Raw genomic sequence first — 18,225 nt, 5'->3', positions numbered from 1 at the left:
ACTGTTATAATCGACGCGGCATTACTGGCACGCACGACACCGGCTGAGCAAAGGCATGTGGCGCGTTCTCCCGGTAGCGGAAAATCTCTTGCTCAAGCAGATGGCATTTCTTTTTGGGCGCGCTGGCATAGGCCACCTGGCACGCATCAATGCCTTTGCCCACCGGCGGGACTGCGCGTTCGATATCTGTCTCCCCGACCACGGTACCCCTATCCGGTGGAAATAGGCAAATAGCGCTGTTGGCATACGATCTCAACAACCGTGCCCGAGCGGTGATGTTTTGCCAATACCTACCCATGGTATTGATTTGCACAACAGCTTGGCCATCCGTGAACACACACGCCAGACAGTGGCACAGGGGCGGTGGTTATGCTTATTTCCCGTTCTCCCGCTCTCGATAAACTGCTGGCCTTGCCGATTGCGTTGCGATCCTGCGCCGTGGACAGATCGTTGACATGGTCAAAATAGTGCCGATGCCGGGTTAAGGCGCTTATGTCTGGAAACGGGATTTCTTTGCCACCTATCGGATTAACACTTCTGATGGCCGGTCTGTTGCTTGGACTGATTGGTGTCAACCTTTTGACCTATCATAGTCTTATCCTGCGTAAATGACGAATGACGTCTGGCTCTCTCTGAGTAGCAGACTTCGCTAACTCGCATGGGCTGCTGATATCTTTTCTCGGCATTTCGCTAACCAATGTGCTGGTCAAGCTATTACTGGCGGATCCGGCCACCACCGTGCCACAAACCCGCAATCTGTCCTGGGAACAACAGTCGCGGATGCTGTTGGCGGTCAGGTTTCCAACGGCCTTTTGCTCGGTCTGCTGGCGGTATTATTGGCCCACGCTGTGCTGTGTAACGTATTAACGGCATCAGGCTCTCGCGCACGAGGGACACTAATAACGCACGGAGTCTCAACGCGAGACTCAGTGGCGGCACGCCAGCATCGGCGTGCCGAGGCGTGCGGCCAAGGGAAGCCTCCTCGGCGCATCCGCCAGCCAGCGCCCTGGGCGGGTGTGGTGCCCTAACGCCCCGCTACCACTGGCTGAGACGGCGTTTAACGCTGCTTTAACGGCGTGAGGCTATCCAACCCCTCCATTTATCACTAGTGCTAAGCGGGCCCAGCCACCCTTCCAGAAACTCCCCTCTGCGGGCAGGAGCAGGTAAGGCTCGGGCGGATCGATAAGCATCCGCCCCTGATATTTGCTAAACGTCGTGGTATTGGCAATGGAAGCCAGACCATCTTTCCATTTTCCTTGCGCGTCAGGTTAATCTCCTAAAAAACGCATCATTTCCGTCTCATCCATTATCGGAATATTTAGCTGCTGAGCTTTGGACAGTTTAGAACCGGCCATCTCCCCCGCGATCAGCAGATCGGTCTTGGCGGAAACGCTGCCACTGACACGAGCACCGAGGGCCACTAGCCGATCTTTGGCCTCATCCCGCGACAGGGTGCTGAGCGATCCTGTCAGCACAATGGTCTTACCGGCAAACGGGTTATCCCCCGCCGAGACGGATGCGGCTGCAGGCACCGGCCAATGGATGCCTATCGTCGGGTTCAGCAACTCTCTAATGACCTCTAGATTATGACTTTCCTCGAAAAAGTGGCTTACGTGGGTTGCCACAATCTTGCCGATACCCTGCACTCCAGTCAGTGAGTCAATATCGGCGGCTATCAGCGTGTCCAGTGAACCATAAGCGCTAGCCAGATTTGACGCCGTCGCCTCGCCCACCTCGCGGATCCCAAGTGCATAAAGAAAACGTGCGAAGGTGGTCTGTTTGGCGTTCTCTAGCGCATCCAGCAAATTTTGCGCCGATTTTGGCCCTATTCGCTCGAGCCTGGCCAGGATCTCTTTCGTCAGTCGGAACAAATCAGCCGGAGTTTTTACCAGCTCACGCCTCACCAGCTGATTGATGATCTTATCTCCCATGCCGTCGATGTCCATCGCTCGACGAGAAACAAAATGTTTCAGCGCTCCCTTGCGTTGCGCGGCACAGACAAGGCCCGCAGTACAACGCAATACCGCCTTGCCCTCGATACACTCCACACCCGAGCCGCAAACCGGGCAATGGGACGGAAACACCACCGGTCGCGCATCCTCAGGCCGTTTAGAGGCAACGACACCGACGATCTTCGGGATGACATCGCCGGCGCGGCGGACAATCACCGTATCACCAATCACCAATCCCAGCCGCTCGATCTCATCGGCGTTGTGCAGAGTGGCATTGCTGACCATGGCGCCAGACAGCAGAACCGGCTCAAGCCGCGCCACCGGAGTGATAACACCGGTACGTCCCACCTGGAATTCTACGTCCCGCACCAGGGTTAACTGCTCCTGAGGCGGAAATTTATAGGCGATAGCCCAGCGCGGCGCGCGGGCGACAAACCCCAAGCGCTTCTGAAGCACCAGCGAATCTACTTTAATGACCACGCCATCGATATCAAAGCCGAGCGTCGCGCGCGCCTCGTGCACCTGTTGATAAAACGTCAGCACCGCGGCGCTGCCGGTGCAGCGGCGGACGCGATCGCTGACCGGTACGCCCCATGTTTTAAACTGCTGCAACCGTTCCCAATGACTTTCCGGCAGTGCGCCGTCTTCCAGCAGGCCAACGCCGTAACAATAAAATGTCAGCGGTCGCTTAGCGGTGATGGCGGGATCCAGTTGGCGCAAGGACCCGGCAGCGGCGTTGCGCGGATTGGCGAAAACTTTGCCCCCTTCCCGTTTGGCGGTTTCATTCAGCCGTTGAAAGCCCGCTTCCGACATAAACACTTCGCCGCGAATCTCTAGCAGACGCGGCAGGTCGCCGTTATCTTTCAAATCCAGCGGAATGGTGCGAATGGTGCGCGCGTTGGCGGTGATATTCTCGCCGGTGGCGCCGTCGCCGCGGGTAGCGGCCCGCACCAGCGCGCCGTTTTCATACAACAGGCTGACAGCCATACCGTCCAGTTTGAGTTCGCAGCAGTAGGTTATATCGTCATCGCGCTTAAGCCTGTCTCGCACCCGTTTGTCGAATGCCAGGAAACCGGGCTCTTCAAAAACGTTATCTAGCGAAAGCATCGGCACTTCATGGCGCACTTGGCCAAAACTATTTTGTGCCTGCCCACCAACGCGCTGGCTTGGAGAATCGGTGGTCAATAGGTCCGGCCGTTTAGCCTCCAGCTCGCGCAATTCCGCCATGACCCGGTCATATTCGCTATCGGGCACCTCAGGGGCGGATGCCACGTAATAGAGGTATTCCCAATGTCTCAACTGCTCACGCAGTCGCAGGATCTGTTGTTCAATCTGTTCCATGATGCGCCATCAGCAGTAAAACCCCTGCAGGCGGGGCTGAAGAGTAACGCTATTTAGCGGTAACCGACTGAATAAGCACAGTCACGACGGCGAGCGCATCAAACGCTGTCGCCAGCCGCCAAATGGTCTGGCAAAACCCACGAACGGGTAGGCGCTGGTGACACCCGATCCGCTTAAGGTCAACCGGCGGTGCGCACAGGTCACTCACGCGTTCAGGCTCCGGCGTTGGCATCCAGCACTTGGCGAATGCGTGCTTTGTACCCGTCCAGTTTCTGCGGGGTAATCATGCGTCGCTCGTCGTCAAGCACGACGCCACCGCAATCATCAGCGATACGCTGTGCGGATTGCAACATCAGTTTGAAATTTTGGTGGGCATCGCCATAGGAAGGCACCATCATGAACATGGAGATACCGGGAGTAGTGAAATCAGCCATATTATCAGGATTAAAAGAACCGGGCTTGACCATATTGGCCAGGCTAAACAGTACTGGCCCGCTGCCGCCGGGATTGAGATGGTGGTGGAAAATATTCATTTCGCCGAACTGAAAACCGGCCTGAAGTACGCTTTGCAGTAATTTCTCGCCGCCTAACACCGTCCCGTTGTGGGCAGCGACATGAAGCACGAGCACCGTTGTTTCTTTTTCCCGTACCGGCGATGGCTGCGCCGCGTCCACGTCTACAGGGTCAAGTGCGGCGGACGGCGCCGACGGCCGGTATTCATCCTGCGGCGCCGCGGCGCGAGCGGAGGGACGTGAGAACGGCGCGTCGTCGTGGTGGCACACGGACGTGATGCGAACTTCGTCCACCCCCCCATCCCGTTCAAACAACGGCGGCTCGTCTTGATCTTGACGTTCTTGTTTCAGTCGTTTGAGCGGGCGATCGCGAAAAACTGCAGAGCGCTCTTTACGACTGGTCCAAAGACCATGTAAAAGTAACACCATAATTGCGACCGTACCCACGACGATCAATACCAGACGCAAATCCTGCATTATTGCCATCTCACATCTCAACTGTTCTAATTCATTGCACATTGCCATAGCGGCAAACATTTACTCCCTTAACTGTATTTGCCTGCGTAGGCAAGTGCAAGTCTACAGGATACTTTCTGGCAAAAAGAGTTTAGCACGTTATTTTTTGCTGCTTTTTCAGACACAATTGGTCAAGCGGCAGCCATAAACACTTAAAACCAGGGTCATATGCTCTTATCTATTCAAAAATGGCACAAACGACATGCAAAACGAGATAACTCCCCGCAGCGGCGTGCATTATTTTTTCGCCGGCTGGCGCTTGATCATGTTACCCGGAATTAAACGCTATGTTCTGCTACCGCTATTGATCAATATCGTGCTGTTGGGCGGCGCTTTTTGGTGGCTGTATCGCCAGTTCAGCGTCTGGATACCGTATTTGATGGGCCACATGCCTCATTGGCTATGCTGGTTTAATTACCTCCTCTGGCCTTTATGCGTACTAGCAGTACTGATAGCGTTCAGTTATTTCTTCAGTACCGTGGCAAATTTAATTGCCGCGCCGTTCAGCGGGCTGTTGGCCGAACGACTAGAATCGCGTCTGATTGGCCATATTGCCCAAAATAGTAGCCTGGTGGCTTTGATGCGCGATACACCGCGCATGTTGCGCCGCGAATTTGTGAAGCTGTGCTATTACTTATCTCGAGCGCTGGTATTACTGATCCTGCATTTTATCCCCCCCCTCGGCCAAACGCTGGTTCCAGCGCTGTGGTTCCTCTTCAGCGCCTGGATGCTGGCAATTCAATACTGCGATTATCCGTTTGATAATCACAAGGTCCCATTTCCGGCGATGCGCGCCGCGCTGCGCCGTCACAAGGTCGCGAATCTGCAGTTTGGGGCGATGGTGAGCCTGTTTACCCTGATACCGGTGGTAAATTTGGTGATTTTGCCGGTGGCAGTATGTGGCGCCACGGCGATGTGGATAAACAACCATCGCGCCGACCATACTTTATCCGGTTCTTAAAATTTATGTTTTAACAATATAATAATGCAAGATTCTGCCACTTTCACCCCTATGTTGAAAGGGTATGCTTTGCTTACCCCCCCCATTTCCACACCAGAACTATAGGACTTGTCATAGGTAAAATTTATCAAAATAGTTCACTGAACTATCAGTCACACCCAGCTGGTCCGTCTAAACCGTATAGGCAATAGCCATATCCTGGCGAAGGTGAAATCACGCAATCCCAGCTGCAGTGTCAAATGCCGCATTGACGCGAATATAATTGTGGATGCGAAAAAGCAGTGTGTGCTTAAATCTGGCGTGGAGCTAGTGGAGCCCACCAGCGGCAACACCGCTATTGCGTTGGCCTGTGCCGCGGTAGCCCTCTACTATAAACTGACGCTGATTATGCCTGAAACGATGAGCACGAGCGCCGTAAGCCTTTAAAAGGCTGTGCGCCAAACTGGTGTTGCCAGACGGCCCACAAGGGATGAAAGGCGCCATTGCTAAGGCGGAAGAAATTGTCGCGACCGATCCCGAGCGCTCTCTGATGCTCCAGCAGTTCAGCAATCCGGCCATTCATGAGCAGATCACCTGCCAGGGAATCTGACAAGACACCGACTGAGATGTAGAGGTTTTTATCGCCGTTATCTGAAAAATACCCAGGGTAAAAATGTGTTTGCCGTCGCGGTAGAGCCCACCGACTTCCCGTCATCATCCAGGCGCTGACCGGAGAAAAACTCAAGTCTGGACCGCATAAAATCCATGGGATCGGCGCCGGTTTCATTCCCGATAATCTGGATCTGAAGCTTATCGACCGGGTCGAAAAATTATTAACGATGAGGCGATCAACACTGCGTGCCACATAATGGAAAGGGAAGGCATCCCTAGCCGGTATTCCCTCTGGCGCGCCTTTTTGGCAGCGCTGACAAAATATTGTGGTGATCCTGCCCCTCCGCTGAGCGCTATCTCAGCGTCGCGCTGTTTGCTGATCTGCTTTAAAAAGCACCTTGCGGGTGCTTTTGTCGGCAAGATCATGCTTTTAACCCACTATCATACAGTCAATAAAAATGCTGGCCGGCCTATTGATTCCGACGAAAAGCGACATAATGATTAATGTCAAAAGCATTAATGCCTCAAACAGCGTAATGAAGCAATTAATGCTGTGAGGTCTCTCCAGGACGAGTATAGCCTACGATCGTGCCGCAAACTCCGCCATCATATGGGCTAAAGTGAATCTTTTAGGCTAAACTTTAGGCTCCCGATGGTCTGCATATCCGTCCCGCCGCCCGGTTTGTCAAGGAAGCCAAAGGTTTTAGTTCCGAAATCACCGTGACCTCCAATGGCAAAAGCGCCAGCGCGAAAAGCTGGTTCAAACTGCAAACTTTTGGTCTGACGCAAGGTACCGTCGCCAGCTATCGCCGCGGAAGGCGAGGATGAACAAAAGGCGGTAGAACATTTGGTTAAACTGATGGCAGACCTTGAGTAACATACGGCTCGGTCTTTTAGTTCATATGTGTCATGAGTAGGTAGGATTATGATTTCAAGCATTTTAGCATCACCCGGCATAGCCTTTGGTAAAGCGCTGCTACTGAAGGAAGATAAGATTCTCATCAACCGGAAAAATCACTACGGACTAAATCGAACCTGAAGTTGAGCGTTTCTTGCTGGACGCGTCAAAGCTTCCGCGCAGCTGGAAGCGATCAAAACCAAAGCGGGTGAAACCTTCGACGAGGAAAGGGAAGCAATCTCAAAGGCCATATCATGTTCTTGGGAGACGAAGAGCTTGAGCAGGACATCATAGCCCTTATCAAAGAAGACATTGCCAGCGCGGATGCTGCCGTGTATACCGTGATTGAAACGCGGGCGAAAGCGCTAGAAGAACTTGACGACGCATACCTCCAAGAGCGCGCTACCGACGTGCGCGATATTGGTAAACGTTTACTGCGAAATATTCTCGCTATGCCGATTATCGACCTGAGCGCCATCAGCGAGGAAGCCGTGCTGGTCGCGGTGGACTTCACTCCGTCGGAAACCGCTCAGCTGAATCTGGATAAAGTATTGGCTTCGTCACCGATATCGGTGGCCGAACCTCCCATAGATCCATTATGGCGCGCTCGCTGGAACTACCGGCGATTGTTGGGACGGGTAACATCATCAAGCAAATTACCAACGGCGATTACTTGATTCTAGACGCTCTCAACAATCAGATTTATATCAACCCCGAATCAGCGATGATTAAAGAGCTGAAAGCGCTGCAAAGCCAATACGCCGCCGAGAAGAGCGAATTGGCCAAGCTTAAGGATCTACCCGCCGTCACGCTTGACGGCCATCAGGTGGAAGTCTGCGCTAAATATCGGCACCGTGCGCGACGTGACGAGCGCCGAACATAACGGCGCGGAAGACGTAGGCCTGTATCGCACTGAGTTCCTGTTTATGGACCGCGATTTATTACCAAGCGAAGAGGAGCAGTTCCAGGCGTACAAAGCGGTGGTCGAATCCATGCCCACCGGTTCGGTTATCGTGCGCACCACGGATATCGGAGGCGACAAAGATTTACCCTTACTATGAATTTGCCGAAAGAGGACAATCCGTTCCTTGGCTGGCGCGCTATCCGCATCGGGCTCGATCGTAAAGAGATGTTGCACGCGAAGCTGCGCGCCTCGGCGTTCGGCAAGCTGCGCATTATGTATCCAATGATCATTTCCGTAGAAGAAGTGCGCACCCTGAAGCAGGAACTCTCACTATTAAAAGCGCAGCTGCGCGAAGATGGCAAGGCCTTCGACGAGGGTATCGAAGTCGGCGTGATGGTGGAAACGCCCGCCGCCGTGGTGATCACCCGCCATCTGGCTCAAGAAGTCGATTTCTTTAGTATTGGGACAGAACGACCTGACACAGTATACTCTTGCCGTAGATCGCGGTAGTGAGCTTATTTCCGAGTCATTGACGCGTCTCACGCTGCGGGCAAATGGACCGGTATGTGCGGCGAGCTGACAGGAGATGAACGTGCTACACTACTGTTATTAGGGATGGGACTGGATGAATTCAGCATGAGTGCTATCCCTATTCCGTGCATCAAGAAAATTATTCGAGGAAGCATTAACTCAGCTAACAGCAGAAGAGTTGATGAATCCGGTCAATAAATTTACTGAAGAAACATGCTCTGCTGATTTCACGACGCTGACCCGATATAAATGCCTAGGAGAAGATCATGGGTTTGTTCGATAAACTGAAGTCTCTGATTTCCGATGACAAGAAAGACACGAGCATTGAAATAGTTGCACCTATTTCGGGGGAGATCGTAAACATTGAAGATATTCCTGACGTTGTTTTCGCTGAAAAGATCGTGGGCGATGGGATTGCTATCAAGCCAAGCGGCAACAAAATAGTCGCTCCGGTAGACGGCACGATTGGCAAAATTTTCGAGACTAATCACGCTTTCTCCGTCGAATCCGACAACGGCATTCAGCTGTTCGTCCATTTCGGTATCGATGCCGCTGGGCTGAAAGGCGAAGGATTCCGCCGTATCGCTGAAGAAGGTCAACGTGTGAAAAAAGGCGACGTTGTGATCGAGTTCGATTTGCCATTGCTGGAAGAAAAAGCGAAATCGACCCTGACGTCGGTAGTGATTTCCAATATGGATGAAATTAAAGAGTTGGTGAAACTGTCCGGCAGCGTCGTGGTCGGCAAAACACCGATCATCCGTATCCGCAAGTAGCTCCTACCTTTTCGGCCGCAGCGACCTGAACAACAATAACGGCGCTCAACGAGTGCCATTAATTTTGTCGTCGGCAGCCAGGCCGCAAACGGTTACTGCCAGTGGAGTAGTCGCAAATAAATTTGCAGTCTACCAGTTTTGCGCTGACCTGGTCGACACCATTTGCAAATGGATGAAACGTCAGGCGATAAAACCGACCCACAGCGCCTGGGTAATCAGCAGGAATATCAACCAAAGCTGAGCAGGATCTTCCAGAACAACCGCTTCGGTATTCTCATCAGCGGACTCTGATAGCCGATACTGCGCGTCGACGCTGCGATCGTACACCTCTCAGCCAGGCTCCGTTCCTAGAAACGACGCAGCACAGCGCGCAGCCACACGACCAGCTCGTGGGGATAGCAGGGCCTGGTAATCGTCTTCGCCTATTTCCAGGCCGATGACGTGATCGACATTACCGACTTTCGCAGTCAGCATGCTAATCGGCATACAGCTGCTTTTGCGAACCTGGCGCAAGACATCGGGAATCGTAGCAGCATAATTACCGGACAGCGTGCATCCCCCTTCCTTGGCCGGTCCAGGGCCAAGGAAGTATCGAAACTCTCCGCAGTCAGGTATTCGCTCAGCATTTTGTCCAATTCCTGATCGTTATCAACCAGCAAAATTTTCATTTTTTCTCCTCACAAACGTCGCTATTGCTCTCTTGCGTTAGCGCCAAACAGCTTTGCATCATCCATCGTGTCACGGGACCTGCCATTGCTTTACCCGCAAGTGAGTAAAAGGTGCTGCTAATAATGCCAGGCAAAAGCGCTGACGCAGCATCAGCCTAATCGACTGATAGATAAGTAGCGATCGCCGCGGTCTCAGCAGATGGCGGCCACCAGATTACATGGAGCCAATCGGCGTATCGTCGTTTCCGCTTCGTCCTGAAGCATATCCAGGGTTCGATCTACCAGCTCAGGCTGAAATATATCCGGCAAATAGGCAGGCGGCTGAAGCCCGACGATGGTGACGTCCGCACGGCGCAATTTCAAAAATCGGCCGACGCTTGTGAGGTGCCAGTGGTATCCATAATACTCCCCACCGCCGCCAGCCCCTCTACAGGTGTAAAATCGAAATCAGCGACACCATTAGCAACAGCAGTGAAATCAGCGCTTCGATCAACAGGCATTTCCCCACGGGAAGACGCGCGCGGCGCCGTTAGAAGCAGAGATATCTGTCATTATTACCCTCCTAACCGGCGGCCAAAGCGTGATTCCGGTCGATGTTGCTGGCGATAAAAATCACCGTGCCAAATTGCCCAAGCTGCGGATAAACGACAGTGCAGTTCCGCCAGCAACGCCGGCGCCGCGCCACCTCCGGCAAAATGACGCGACGAAACGTCTGCCATTGCCCCGCGCCAAGCGTCTGGGCCATTTCTTCATATCCCGGCCCGAGCTCTTCGAGCACCGGCTGCACGGTGCGCACCACAAACGGGATGCCGCCAAAGGCTATCGACACGGCGATGCCGGGCCAGATATAAGGGACTTTGAAATTGGGCCAGCCAGCCGTCGTGCCAATCGGTCGTGAAAATGGCGTGGCCAGAGCGTCAGATCAGCCACCGAGGTAGGCAGTGCGCACAGTAAATCCATCGGCCATCTTAATAGCGCTCGGCCTGGAAAACGGTGGCAAGTGAGGATCCAAGCCATCAGAATGCCGAAAACCGCATTAAACAGCGACTTCACTCCTGCGCAAATTACGTTATCTTATACGCCGCCAGCGGCTTCTTGGCCGGTGATGACTTTCCAGTATTGCGACCACTCATCTGCGCCAGCTGCATGACCAGCGCGCTTAACAGCAGCAGGATCAGGCGGCAGCCAGGCAGGGCCCGTTTGGTGGCAATGCCCCTCCACCAGAAATCGGTCCAGTTCGCCGCTGTGATCGAAATGTGTCGCCATAGCCGACGGCTATTCACCGAACCGGTCTTCAACCCTGATAGCCGGGTCGGCGGGAATTTGTTTTCATTTGCCTTCATCCATCATCTGCGTATTGTTTACCGGATAATAAACCCGGAGATAATGTGTTGTGCCGCCGGGCTATATAGAGATAGAACAAGTCTTCGCCGCCCAGGTGGTCCTGTTTTTTCTATATTCTTATCCACCCAGACCGCCGGAAACTCCGCCAAGATATTTGTGGCCGGCGCAGTGACGTCATAATCGCCGGTGCCGACCTGATCGCGCAGCGCATTGGCCTCCGACTCAAAACTTACCAGTGTATCCCCCTGCCCGCACCCAACAAAGATCGTCGTCGCGCAGCGCCCAACGGTATCAAAGACCTCGAGAAAAATTTCTGCATCCAAGCGCAAGTTGTAGCGCGATCGCCTTATATGCCTGCTTTACACGCCCCAGGCGGCTAAAATGCGCCTGCTGCCATTACGCGATAAACCGTGGTTCAGAGCCGCTAACAGCTCTCGGGCCACGTCATAGGGGCTGTTAAGCAACACCGTGGTCCAGCCGGAAAAGCGTAAAGATCATAAAGTGTCCTATTTGTGAAGGACAAAAGGCCGCTCCGATAGCCTTACAGTTTATTTATAACGGATAGATAATCTGTAGCGATTTTACATACCGATTTGTGATTTACAGGAGTGCTCGCGCACAACAGACCGCCTGGCGGTTATGGTAAAGATGCAAAGCACGTACGAATGGTGATACGACTCCTCCAGGCGCGCCAGGCGCACGATGATCACCTAGCGCCGCAGTCGCCAAGACAAGGCCGCGAAGCGCGCATCAGGTGGAAGCGCCCCTTTGCAGATAACATTTTGCAGACAACATTATGCAACACCATACAGCATCATGCAGCGCGCCGGGTTGGCGAGGCGCTAAATGGGCCAGGGGCGGCGTTAACGCGTGATGGATAGATGCCAGAGGTTTTGTCACTTGCCAAGTTTGCAACTGATCGTCAGCGGCATCAGCAATTCAGGACCGTGCCAAATGCCCTTGAAGACGTAACTAACGTGGCCACTTTGTGGGGCCTGACATACCACCACTTCGCCACCTTTGTGGCAGGAACCATAGGCTTTCTGATAACAGCGCTAAACGGCGTACCGATCTTGACGCTCCAAGCGCTTTCGATGGCGCCTCGGCTACCACCACCTCCGCGACCCGGCCCTATGACGGCTCGTAGACGGTCAGTTTGACCTGTCCCTTGTTCATCGCCTGATACACGCTGATGACATCGCCGTCGCGGGTTTCTATATCGCCACACAATCGGTAATCGCCTCCCAGCATCTCCTCCACGGCCGGCAGTGTTATTGGCAATGATTAACGAATGGAACGAGACTTCATCATTTCTCCTTGTAGTTTGAAACCGATGTCGGCTCGCAAATCGGCGTCGCTGTACTATGCTTAACGGTGTATCGACATGGCGTCAATCTGACGATGCTACTATCCCTGGCCGGCTATAGCCAGATAAATCAGGTTGATATAAAAAGGAGAGTCCGGATGAAGAAAACTATTTTCGCGCTTCTGTTGTCTTTGTTTAGCCCCGCCGTTCTGGCTGCACCGACAAGCCACACCGCTGCCGCAAAAGCAGGACGACAGCATTCACGGCGTCGAGGGCCTGCGCCCTACCTCAATCAAACAGGTGAAAACCTTGCGGTGCGTAGGTAACGCTGATCGGAATATTCACCAGCCAGCAGTTAGGCAAGGATAATATGAATTTCACGACAAACCGGTTCACTGGCGCTGCATATCGCCCTGGGCTGTTGGTACGGGGCGATATGCCATTCTGACGATCTCATTACTGTCAGAGACAGGCTCAGTGTAGATTGAGCAACTGCAAAAGCAATAATCGCGCGTCGCTTTAATACTCCTGATCCTCAATAAGCCGTTTACCGAGCAATACGCTATCTTGCATTTCGTATCCCAGCTTTTCGTACATGCTAATCACCATGTCATTTTCGCCGCGTACCATTAAATTTATTTTTGGACAACCGCAAGCAATCAATTTCTTCTCCAGCCGGCTTATTAGCGCATTGGCGATGCCGCGACCGCGATAATCCGGGCGCACCCCCAGGTAGCAGGCGGAGCCACGGTGGCCGTCATAGCCGCCCATCACCGACCCCACCACTTCCCCGGCCACTTCCGCCACCAAAAAAAGATCGGGATCATGGTTCAGCTTACGCTCGATATCCATTTCTGGATCGTTCCACGATCGCAACAAATCGCAGCGTTCCCATAGCGTAATAACCTCTTCAAAATCATCATGACGAAATACTCGAATTTCCATAATTGCCGCCGCCACTACAGAGTAATGAATGATTCAGCTGATTATCACGTTATTTACGATGAAGACAAATAACTCCAGCGCGGTTCATGGCGCTTTCGCTCGAAATCTCCTCTCTTTAAACGTCGTTTGTTAGCCCCGCCCAGACGTTCATGCCGGGCCTAAAGCGCCGCTATAGCCCCACTTGGGTTATATTTGGCGCGGCTCCACTTTTTCGCCGTTCATATACAGGGAGCTGGCGATCAATGCCTATCTCCTTGGGCCGCAGGAAACGATTTGCGCTACATTGACCACCGCCGACGGCAGTGCCGTTTTCCGTGAGAATCTTTGGGCGTGCCTGGGGTGGCAGTGGACAGACGCGAGTACTGTGCCAAGGCCAGGTCTTCGGCCGGGGTGAATTTCTCGTGGGTGTATGGCGGCGTCTTGTCGGCCTCCGACACCGCAACCGACCGGAATTGGGCGGACGATCGTATCAAGCCACGAGCGTCTCACTGATCGTGCATCCGGAAAATCCTTCGCTATGTCGAGTTCAGTCTGGTGTGGGAATGCCGCCGCTGGCTCGCTGGGAATATCATCACGAGATGGCGCCCAATAGCTCTGAACTGCGCTATATCGCAACTTTCGCCGGTCCGCGACTGGCTGCAGGAGTGACGCGGATGGATGCCGATGCCTGTCCACGGGAATTACAAACATTCTGTTTCGCGCTCCGTCACGCTTCATTCGCACCTTGTGGGTGACCGCCGGTTTCGACTGGGCGGACAATAAAATCGTCAAACGCGCCGGCGCTGGCGATCTGATCATTACCACAGACATTCCGCTGGCGGCGGAAGTGCTGGCAAAGGGCGCGCTGGCGCTCAATCCGCGCGGTGAGTTTTATCAGCAGGCTACGATTCGCGAAAAATTGACCCTACGGGATTTTATGGACACACTACGCGGCAGCGGTATACAGGCGGGCGGTCCGTCCGCCGCTCGGGCAGCTAGAACGCCAGGAATTTATGAGTCAATTGGATAAATGGCTGCATCAGGTTTGAACGCGACGCGAATATATAGCGCTATTTCACAATTATTTATGACAAGATTAAGGTAGATTATGGACACACTACGCGGCAGCGCCATCCCCAAACCGCCTGTCTTCTGCCTGGCTATCGCTTAGAGTCATCATAATAATCAGAAAAGTGTATTTCATTCTCTTGTTGATGCAGTGTTATCCTAGAGTTAGCCGTCACTTACCTGGTGATAGTATTCACCTCACGGAGCAGAGAAATGAACCAGTCAGAAGGTCTGAAACAATTTACCACCATCGTGGCCGACAGCGGAGATATCGAGTCGATCCGTTATTACACACCGCAAGATGCCACCACCAATTCTGCTGAAGTCATCAGCCGCTGTTTGAAGACGCGCTGGCCTACACCCGCAAGCAGGGCTGTACATGCGAAACCCAGATTATTAACGCCAGCAATAAATTAGCGGTCAATATCGGAGTGGAAATTCTGAAAAGCGTGCCTAGCGTGTCTCTACCGAAATGGATGCGCGCCTCTTCTTCGAGGCTTGCTCCTGCCTAGAAGGAGCAAGCCTCGAAGAAGAGCTAGACAAGGAAGCGTTAACTGTAATCTGACACTACTAGTCTCCTTTGCGCAAGCACTCGCCTACGACGAAGCGGGCGTGTATCTGATGCCGGTGCGCAAAATCTGTGATTATTATAAACAACACCGTTATCAGACTGATATCATTGGCGCCAGCTTCCGCAAAGTGAAGCAGATTCTGGCTCTGGTCGACTGCGATCCACCTGAACATTTCCACGCCATGCTGGAAAACTGCGCAAAGGCAATAGGCGCGTTGAGCGTAAACTGTCTCCCTCAGAAGGTTTTCATTAGCCGGCGCGCCAGTTCGCAATTGAAACCAAACCCGGAAGAACTTTTGGCAGCAAAACTGTAACCTTTGGAGCATCTAATGACATCAAGAAAAGCGCTGGCCAACGCTATCCGTGTGTTAAGCATGGACGCTGTGCAAAAAGCCAATTCTGGCCACCCTGGTGCGCCGATGGGCATGGCGGATATCGCCGAAGTCCTATGGCGCTATTACATGAACCATAATCCGTCCAATCCGAAATGGGCCGACCGTGACCGTTTTATTCTTTCCAACGGGCATGGTTCGATGCTGCTTTACAGCCTGTTACACCTTACCGGCTATAATCTGCCGATGGAAGAATTGAAAAACTTCCGGCAACTGTATTCTAAAACGCCGGGGCATCCGGAATGCGGCTACACTGATGGCGTGGAAACCACCACCGGGCCGCTGGGCCAAGGCATCGCCAACGCCGTGGGGCTGGCGATTAGCGAACGCACGCTGGCAGCGCAGTTCAACCGCCCTAGCCATAAGATTATCGATCACTATACCTATGTTTTCCTCGGCGACGGCTGCATAATGGAAGGCATCTCCCACGAGGTCTGCTCGCTGGCCGGCACCATGAAGCTGGGAAAACTGCTGGCGTTTTACGATGATAACGGCATCTCCATCGACGGCGACGTCGAAGGCTGGTTCAGCGATGACACAGCCGCCCGTTTTGAAGCCTATGGTTGGCACGTTGTGTGCGGCTTGGACGGCCACGATAGTGAATCGATCAAAGCGGCCATCGAGAACGCTCGCGTCGTCACCGATAAGCCGTCGCTACTGATGTGTAAAACGGTTATCGCCTTCGGTGCCCCCACCAAAGCCGGCACCCACGGCGCCCACGGCGCGCCTCTGGGTGACGACGAAATCGCTGCTACCCGCAAAGCGCTCGGCTGGAACGAGCCGCCGTTCGTGATCCCAGCGGAAATCTACAAAGGTTGGGATGCAAAAGAGGCGGGCAAGCAAAAAGAAGCTGCCTGGAATGATAAATTCGCCGCCTATAAAAACGCTTTCCCAGAGCTAGCGCGCGAGTTCAAACGTCGAATGGAGGGTGAACTGCCAGCAAACTGGCAGGCGGAAAGCCAGAAAATTATCGAGCAGCTCCAGGCCAAGCCGGCAAAGATCGCCAGCCGTAAGGCCTCGCAGAATGCGCTGGAGGCCTTTGGCCCCATGCTGCCAGAATTTCTGGGCGGTTCGGCGGATCTGACGCCGAGCAATTTGACCATTTGGTCGAAATCCACCTCTATCGCCGATGATCACGCCGGTAACTATATTCATTACGGCGTACGCGAATTCGGCATGACGGCCATTGGTAATGGTATCGCCAATCACGGCGGCTTCGTGCCCTATACCGCCACCTTTTTGATGTTCGTCGAATACGCCCGTAACGCAGTACGCATGGCGGCGCTGATGAAGACGCGTCACATCATGGTGTATACCCACGACTCCATTGGCCTAGGTGAAGACGGTCCGACCCACCAGCCGGTGGAGCAATTGGCCAACCTGCGCATGACGCCGAATATGAGTAACTGGCGCCCTTGCGATCAGGTGGAAACGGCGGTTGCCTGGAAGAAAGCCATCGAGCGCCATGACGGTCCTACCGCGCTTATTTTGTCGCGTCAGAATCTCGCACAGCAGGATCGCACGACGCAGCAGCTGGCAGATATCGCCCGTGGCGGTTATGTGCTGAAAGATTGCTACGGGCAGCCGGAACTGATCCTTATCGCCACCGGTTCGGAAGTGGGGCTGGCGGTGGCCGCTTATCAGAAATTGAAGGATGAAGGGCACAAGGTGCGCGTGGTATCACTTCCCTCCACCGACGTCTTTGATTTGCAGGACGAGACCTATCGCGAGTCGGTATTGCCGAAAGCGGTGACGGCGCGTATCGCCATAGAGGCCGGTATCGCCGATTATTGGTACAAGTACGTTGGTCTGAACGGACAGATTGTCGGCATGACCACCTTCGGTGAATCGGCGCCAGCGGCAGAGTTGTTTAAAGTGTTCGGCTTTACCGTTGATAATGTGCTGAGCAAGGCGCGTTTGCTGCTGAAATAAGTCCTCGCCTTACCTTACCGACAACCCTCGGGTCCCGGCGTTTTGGACCGCATTCGCCCAGAGAGCCCATACCGCCTATCTCATTTCACAGCACACAGCTCATTGCGCGCTACTGGGCGGTTTGCCGACGGGCAGCTATTCGGCGGCGCCGTTGTCGCGCAATTCTCGGTGTGGGTCACCATATGCAACAGAGTGTTTTCAGTGCTTTGGCCATGAGCTTCTGAATATAGCATAAATTACCCGATTTTACCGCCATATGTAGTGCTGTTTCGCCATGTCACCCGTGAAGGCTGGGGTCTTGTCCGTCAGCCGCAAGTAATGAATCAAACATCCGGAGTTTGTTGTGTTCGGTGGCATTCTTATCCTGAGTGACAACCGCAAGGCTTACGTTATGGCGCAACAAAGTCTCTACCACGGCAAGGTGGCTATTTTATGGCCAACTCTGTAGCGGCGTGTAATTATTTTCATCAAGCCAGTTGACAACGCTACCGCGCGTAAGCAAGCATTAACCGCAACTGAGATCCCCTCTTTGGCGGCTTGCGCGAGAGACAAAGGTAATCGGGTCGGGGACGCATCCCTACATTGTAATACGGGTCCCGGTGTGACCGGCTGGAAAACGCGGGTTGCTCTGGCGTGTGTCCTACACCAAAGGCGAGCATCGCTGGCGCGCAGCTTTCGCTTAGGAAAGCGGGTAATCATGCGTCCATCCTTTATTTCTGTGGATAACAACTATCCATTAGCCATGCAATACGATAACAGGAATGAACTATACTTCAACCATCACCAGCCGGAACGAATTAACATTTTATACGACAACACCCGAGCAAGAAATAAAACAAAACACAGCATAACAGACGATAATAATAACAAACTTGAGAAGAAAAATAATAAAAATAGCTATAACAGCTTATAGCTAACAGTACGTTTGGTACCACAATCCAAACCCTCATTGACTTTAACATTTGACTCATTATTTCTAAGTCTCTTTGGAAAAACTTCTGCGCCTACCTAGCAGAGCAGGTCGCTTATTATACTGTGGAA

General features: G+C 53.3%; 10 protein-coding genes and 8 pseudogenes. 8 read left to right on the top strand and 10 right to left on the bottom strand.

Translation table 11 applies throughout. From position 1 onward, the window contains the following. Positions 1 to 4 precede the first annotated feature (4 nt). The 3 genes from GPOALKHO_RS01000 to zipA all read right to left on the bottom strand — a co-directional run bounded on the left by GPOALKHO_RS01000 (position 5) and on the right by zipA (position 4,285). On the bottom strand, positions 5 to 337 hold the full coding sequence (locus GPOALKHO_RS01000) for a hypothetical protein (RefSeq protein WP_406702573.1): 333 nt from the start codon (positions 335 to 337) through the stop codon (positions 5 to 7). A 931-nt stretch (positions 338 to 1,268) separates the two neighbouring features. Beyond that, positions 1,269 to 3,293 (bottom strand): NAD-dependent DNA ligase LigA, encoded by a 2,025-nt coding sequence (ligA, locus tag GPOALKHO_RS00995; protein WP_406702572.1) that lies wholly within the window; start codon positions 3,291 to 3,293, stop codon positions 1,269 to 1,271. A 212-nt stretch (positions 3,294 to 3,505) separates the two neighbouring features. After that, on the bottom strand, positions 3,506 to 4,285 hold the full coding sequence (zipA, locus tag GPOALKHO_RS00990) for a cell division protein ZipA (protein WP_406703305.1): 780 nt from the start codon (positions 4,283 to 4,285) through the stop codon (positions 3,506 to 3,508). A gap of 238 nt (positions 4,286 to 4,523) precedes the next feature. On the opposite strand from zipA, the gene cysZ reads away from it, so the two are divergent. The 5 genes and pseudogenes from cysZ to crr all read left to right on the top strand — a co-directional run bounded on the left by cysZ (position 4,524) and on the right by crr (position 8,979). Continuing rightward, the gene (cysZ, locus tag GPOALKHO_RS00985; protein WP_406702570.1) at positions 4,524 to 5,282 is read left to right on the top strand and encodes a sulfate transporter CysZ; all 759 of its coding nucleotides are present in this window, start codon (positions 4,524 to 4,526) and stop codon (positions 5,280 to 5,282) included. A gap of 113 nt (positions 5,283 to 5,395) precedes the next feature. Continuing rightward, a pseudogene (locus GPOALKHO_RS00980) lies at positions 5,396 to 6,263 on the top strand (pyridoxal-phosphate dependent enzyme). A 267-nt stretch (positions 6,264 to 6,530) separates the two neighbouring features. After that, positions 6,531 to 6,750, top strand: a pseudogene (locus GPOALKHO_RS00975) (HPr family phosphocarrier protein). Positions 6,751 to 6,798: 48 nt separating this feature from the next. Then, positions 6,799 to 8,489: pseudogene (ptsI, locus tag GPOALKHO_RS00970) on the top strand (phosphoenolpyruvate-protein phosphotransferase PtsI). Beyond that, positions 8,473 to 8,979: a PTS glucose transporter subunit IIA gene (gene crr / locus GPOALKHO_RS00965; protein ID WP_406702568.1), complete on the top strand. Its 507-nt coding sequence runs from the start codon at positions 8,473 to 8,475 to the stop codon at positions 8,977 to 8,979. Before ptsI ends, crr begins: the two are co-directional and overlap by 17 nt. A gap of 180 nt (positions 8,980 to 9,159) precedes the next feature. Here crr and GPOALKHO_RS00960 read toward each other — a convergent pair whose 3' ends face one another. The 7 genes and pseudogenes from GPOALKHO_RS00960 to GPOALKHO_RS00930 all read right to left on the bottom strand — a co-directional run bounded on the left by GPOALKHO_RS00960 (position 9,160) and on the right by GPOALKHO_RS00930 (position 13,242). Then, on the bottom strand, positions 9,160 to 9,306 hold the full coding sequence (locus tag GPOALKHO_RS00960; RefSeq protein WP_406702567.1) for a hypothetical protein: 147 nt from the start codon (positions 9,304 to 9,306) through the stop codon (positions 9,160 to 9,162). 23 nt (positions 9,307 to 9,329) lie between these two features. Further along, a pseudogene (locus GPOALKHO_RS00955) lies at positions 9,330 to 9,647 on the bottom strand (DNA-binding response regulator); the annotation flags it as partial. Positions 9,648 to 10,239: 592 nt separating this feature from the next. Beyond that, positions 10,240 to 10,897 (bottom strand): annotated as a pseudogene (locus GPOALKHO_RS00950) (ABC transporter permease subunit); the annotation flags it as partial. Between the two features lie 111 nt (positions 10,898 to 11,008). Next, positions 11,009 to 11,320: a hypothetical protein gene (locus GPOALKHO_RS00945; RefSeq protein WP_406702565.1), complete on the bottom strand. Its 312-nt coding sequence runs from the start codon at positions 11,318 to 11,320 to the stop codon at positions 11,009 to 11,011. A 567-nt stretch (positions 11,321 to 11,887) separates the two neighbouring features. Next, positions 11,888 to 12,031: pseudogene (locus GPOALKHO_RS00940) on the bottom strand (DUF1131 family protein); the annotation flags it as partial. A gap of 91 nt (positions 12,032 to 12,122) precedes the next feature. After that, the gene (locus GPOALKHO_RS00935) at positions 12,123 to 12,272 is read right to left on the bottom strand and encodes a DUF1131 family protein (RefSeq protein ID WP_406702563.1); all 150 of its coding nucleotides are present in this window, start codon (positions 12,270 to 12,272) and stop codon (positions 12,123 to 12,125) included. Between the two features lie 544 nt (positions 12,273 to 12,816). Then, on the bottom strand, positions 12,817 to 13,242 hold the full coding sequence (locus GPOALKHO_RS00930) for a GNAT family acetyltransferase (RefSeq protein WP_406702562.1): 426 nt from the start codon (positions 13,240 to 13,242) through the stop codon (positions 12,817 to 12,819). A gap of 653 nt (positions 13,243 to 13,895) precedes the next feature. Between GPOALKHO_RS00930 and GPOALKHO_RS00925 the strand changes: the two are divergent. From GPOALKHO_RS00925 to tkt, 3 genes and pseudogenes are all read left to right on the top strand, one after another. Next, positions 13,896 to 14,270, top strand: a pseudogene (locus GPOALKHO_RS00925) (DUF188 domain-containing protein). A 232-nt stretch (positions 14,271 to 14,502) separates the two neighbouring features. Beyond that, a pseudogene (locus GPOALKHO_RS00920) lies at positions 14,503 to 15,009 on the top strand (transaldolase family protein); the annotation flags it as partial. Between the two features lie 180 nt (positions 15,010 to 15,189). Continuing rightward, a complete protein-coding gene (gene tkt / locus GPOALKHO_RS00915) occupies positions 15,190 to 17,184 on the top strand; it encodes a transketolase (RefSeq protein ID WP_406702560.1) in 1,995 nt (664 codons plus the stop codon). Positions 17,185 to 18,225: the final 1,041 nt, after the last annotated feature.

Source organism: Sodalis sp. (in: enterobacteria) (genome assembly GCF_036327475.1).
Lineage (GTDB): Bacteria > Pseudomonadota > Gammaproteobacteria > Enterobacterales > Enterobacteriaceae.
Note: the sequence above shows the minus strand (reverse complement) of the source record. Positions and strands in the feature narration are given on the sequence as shown.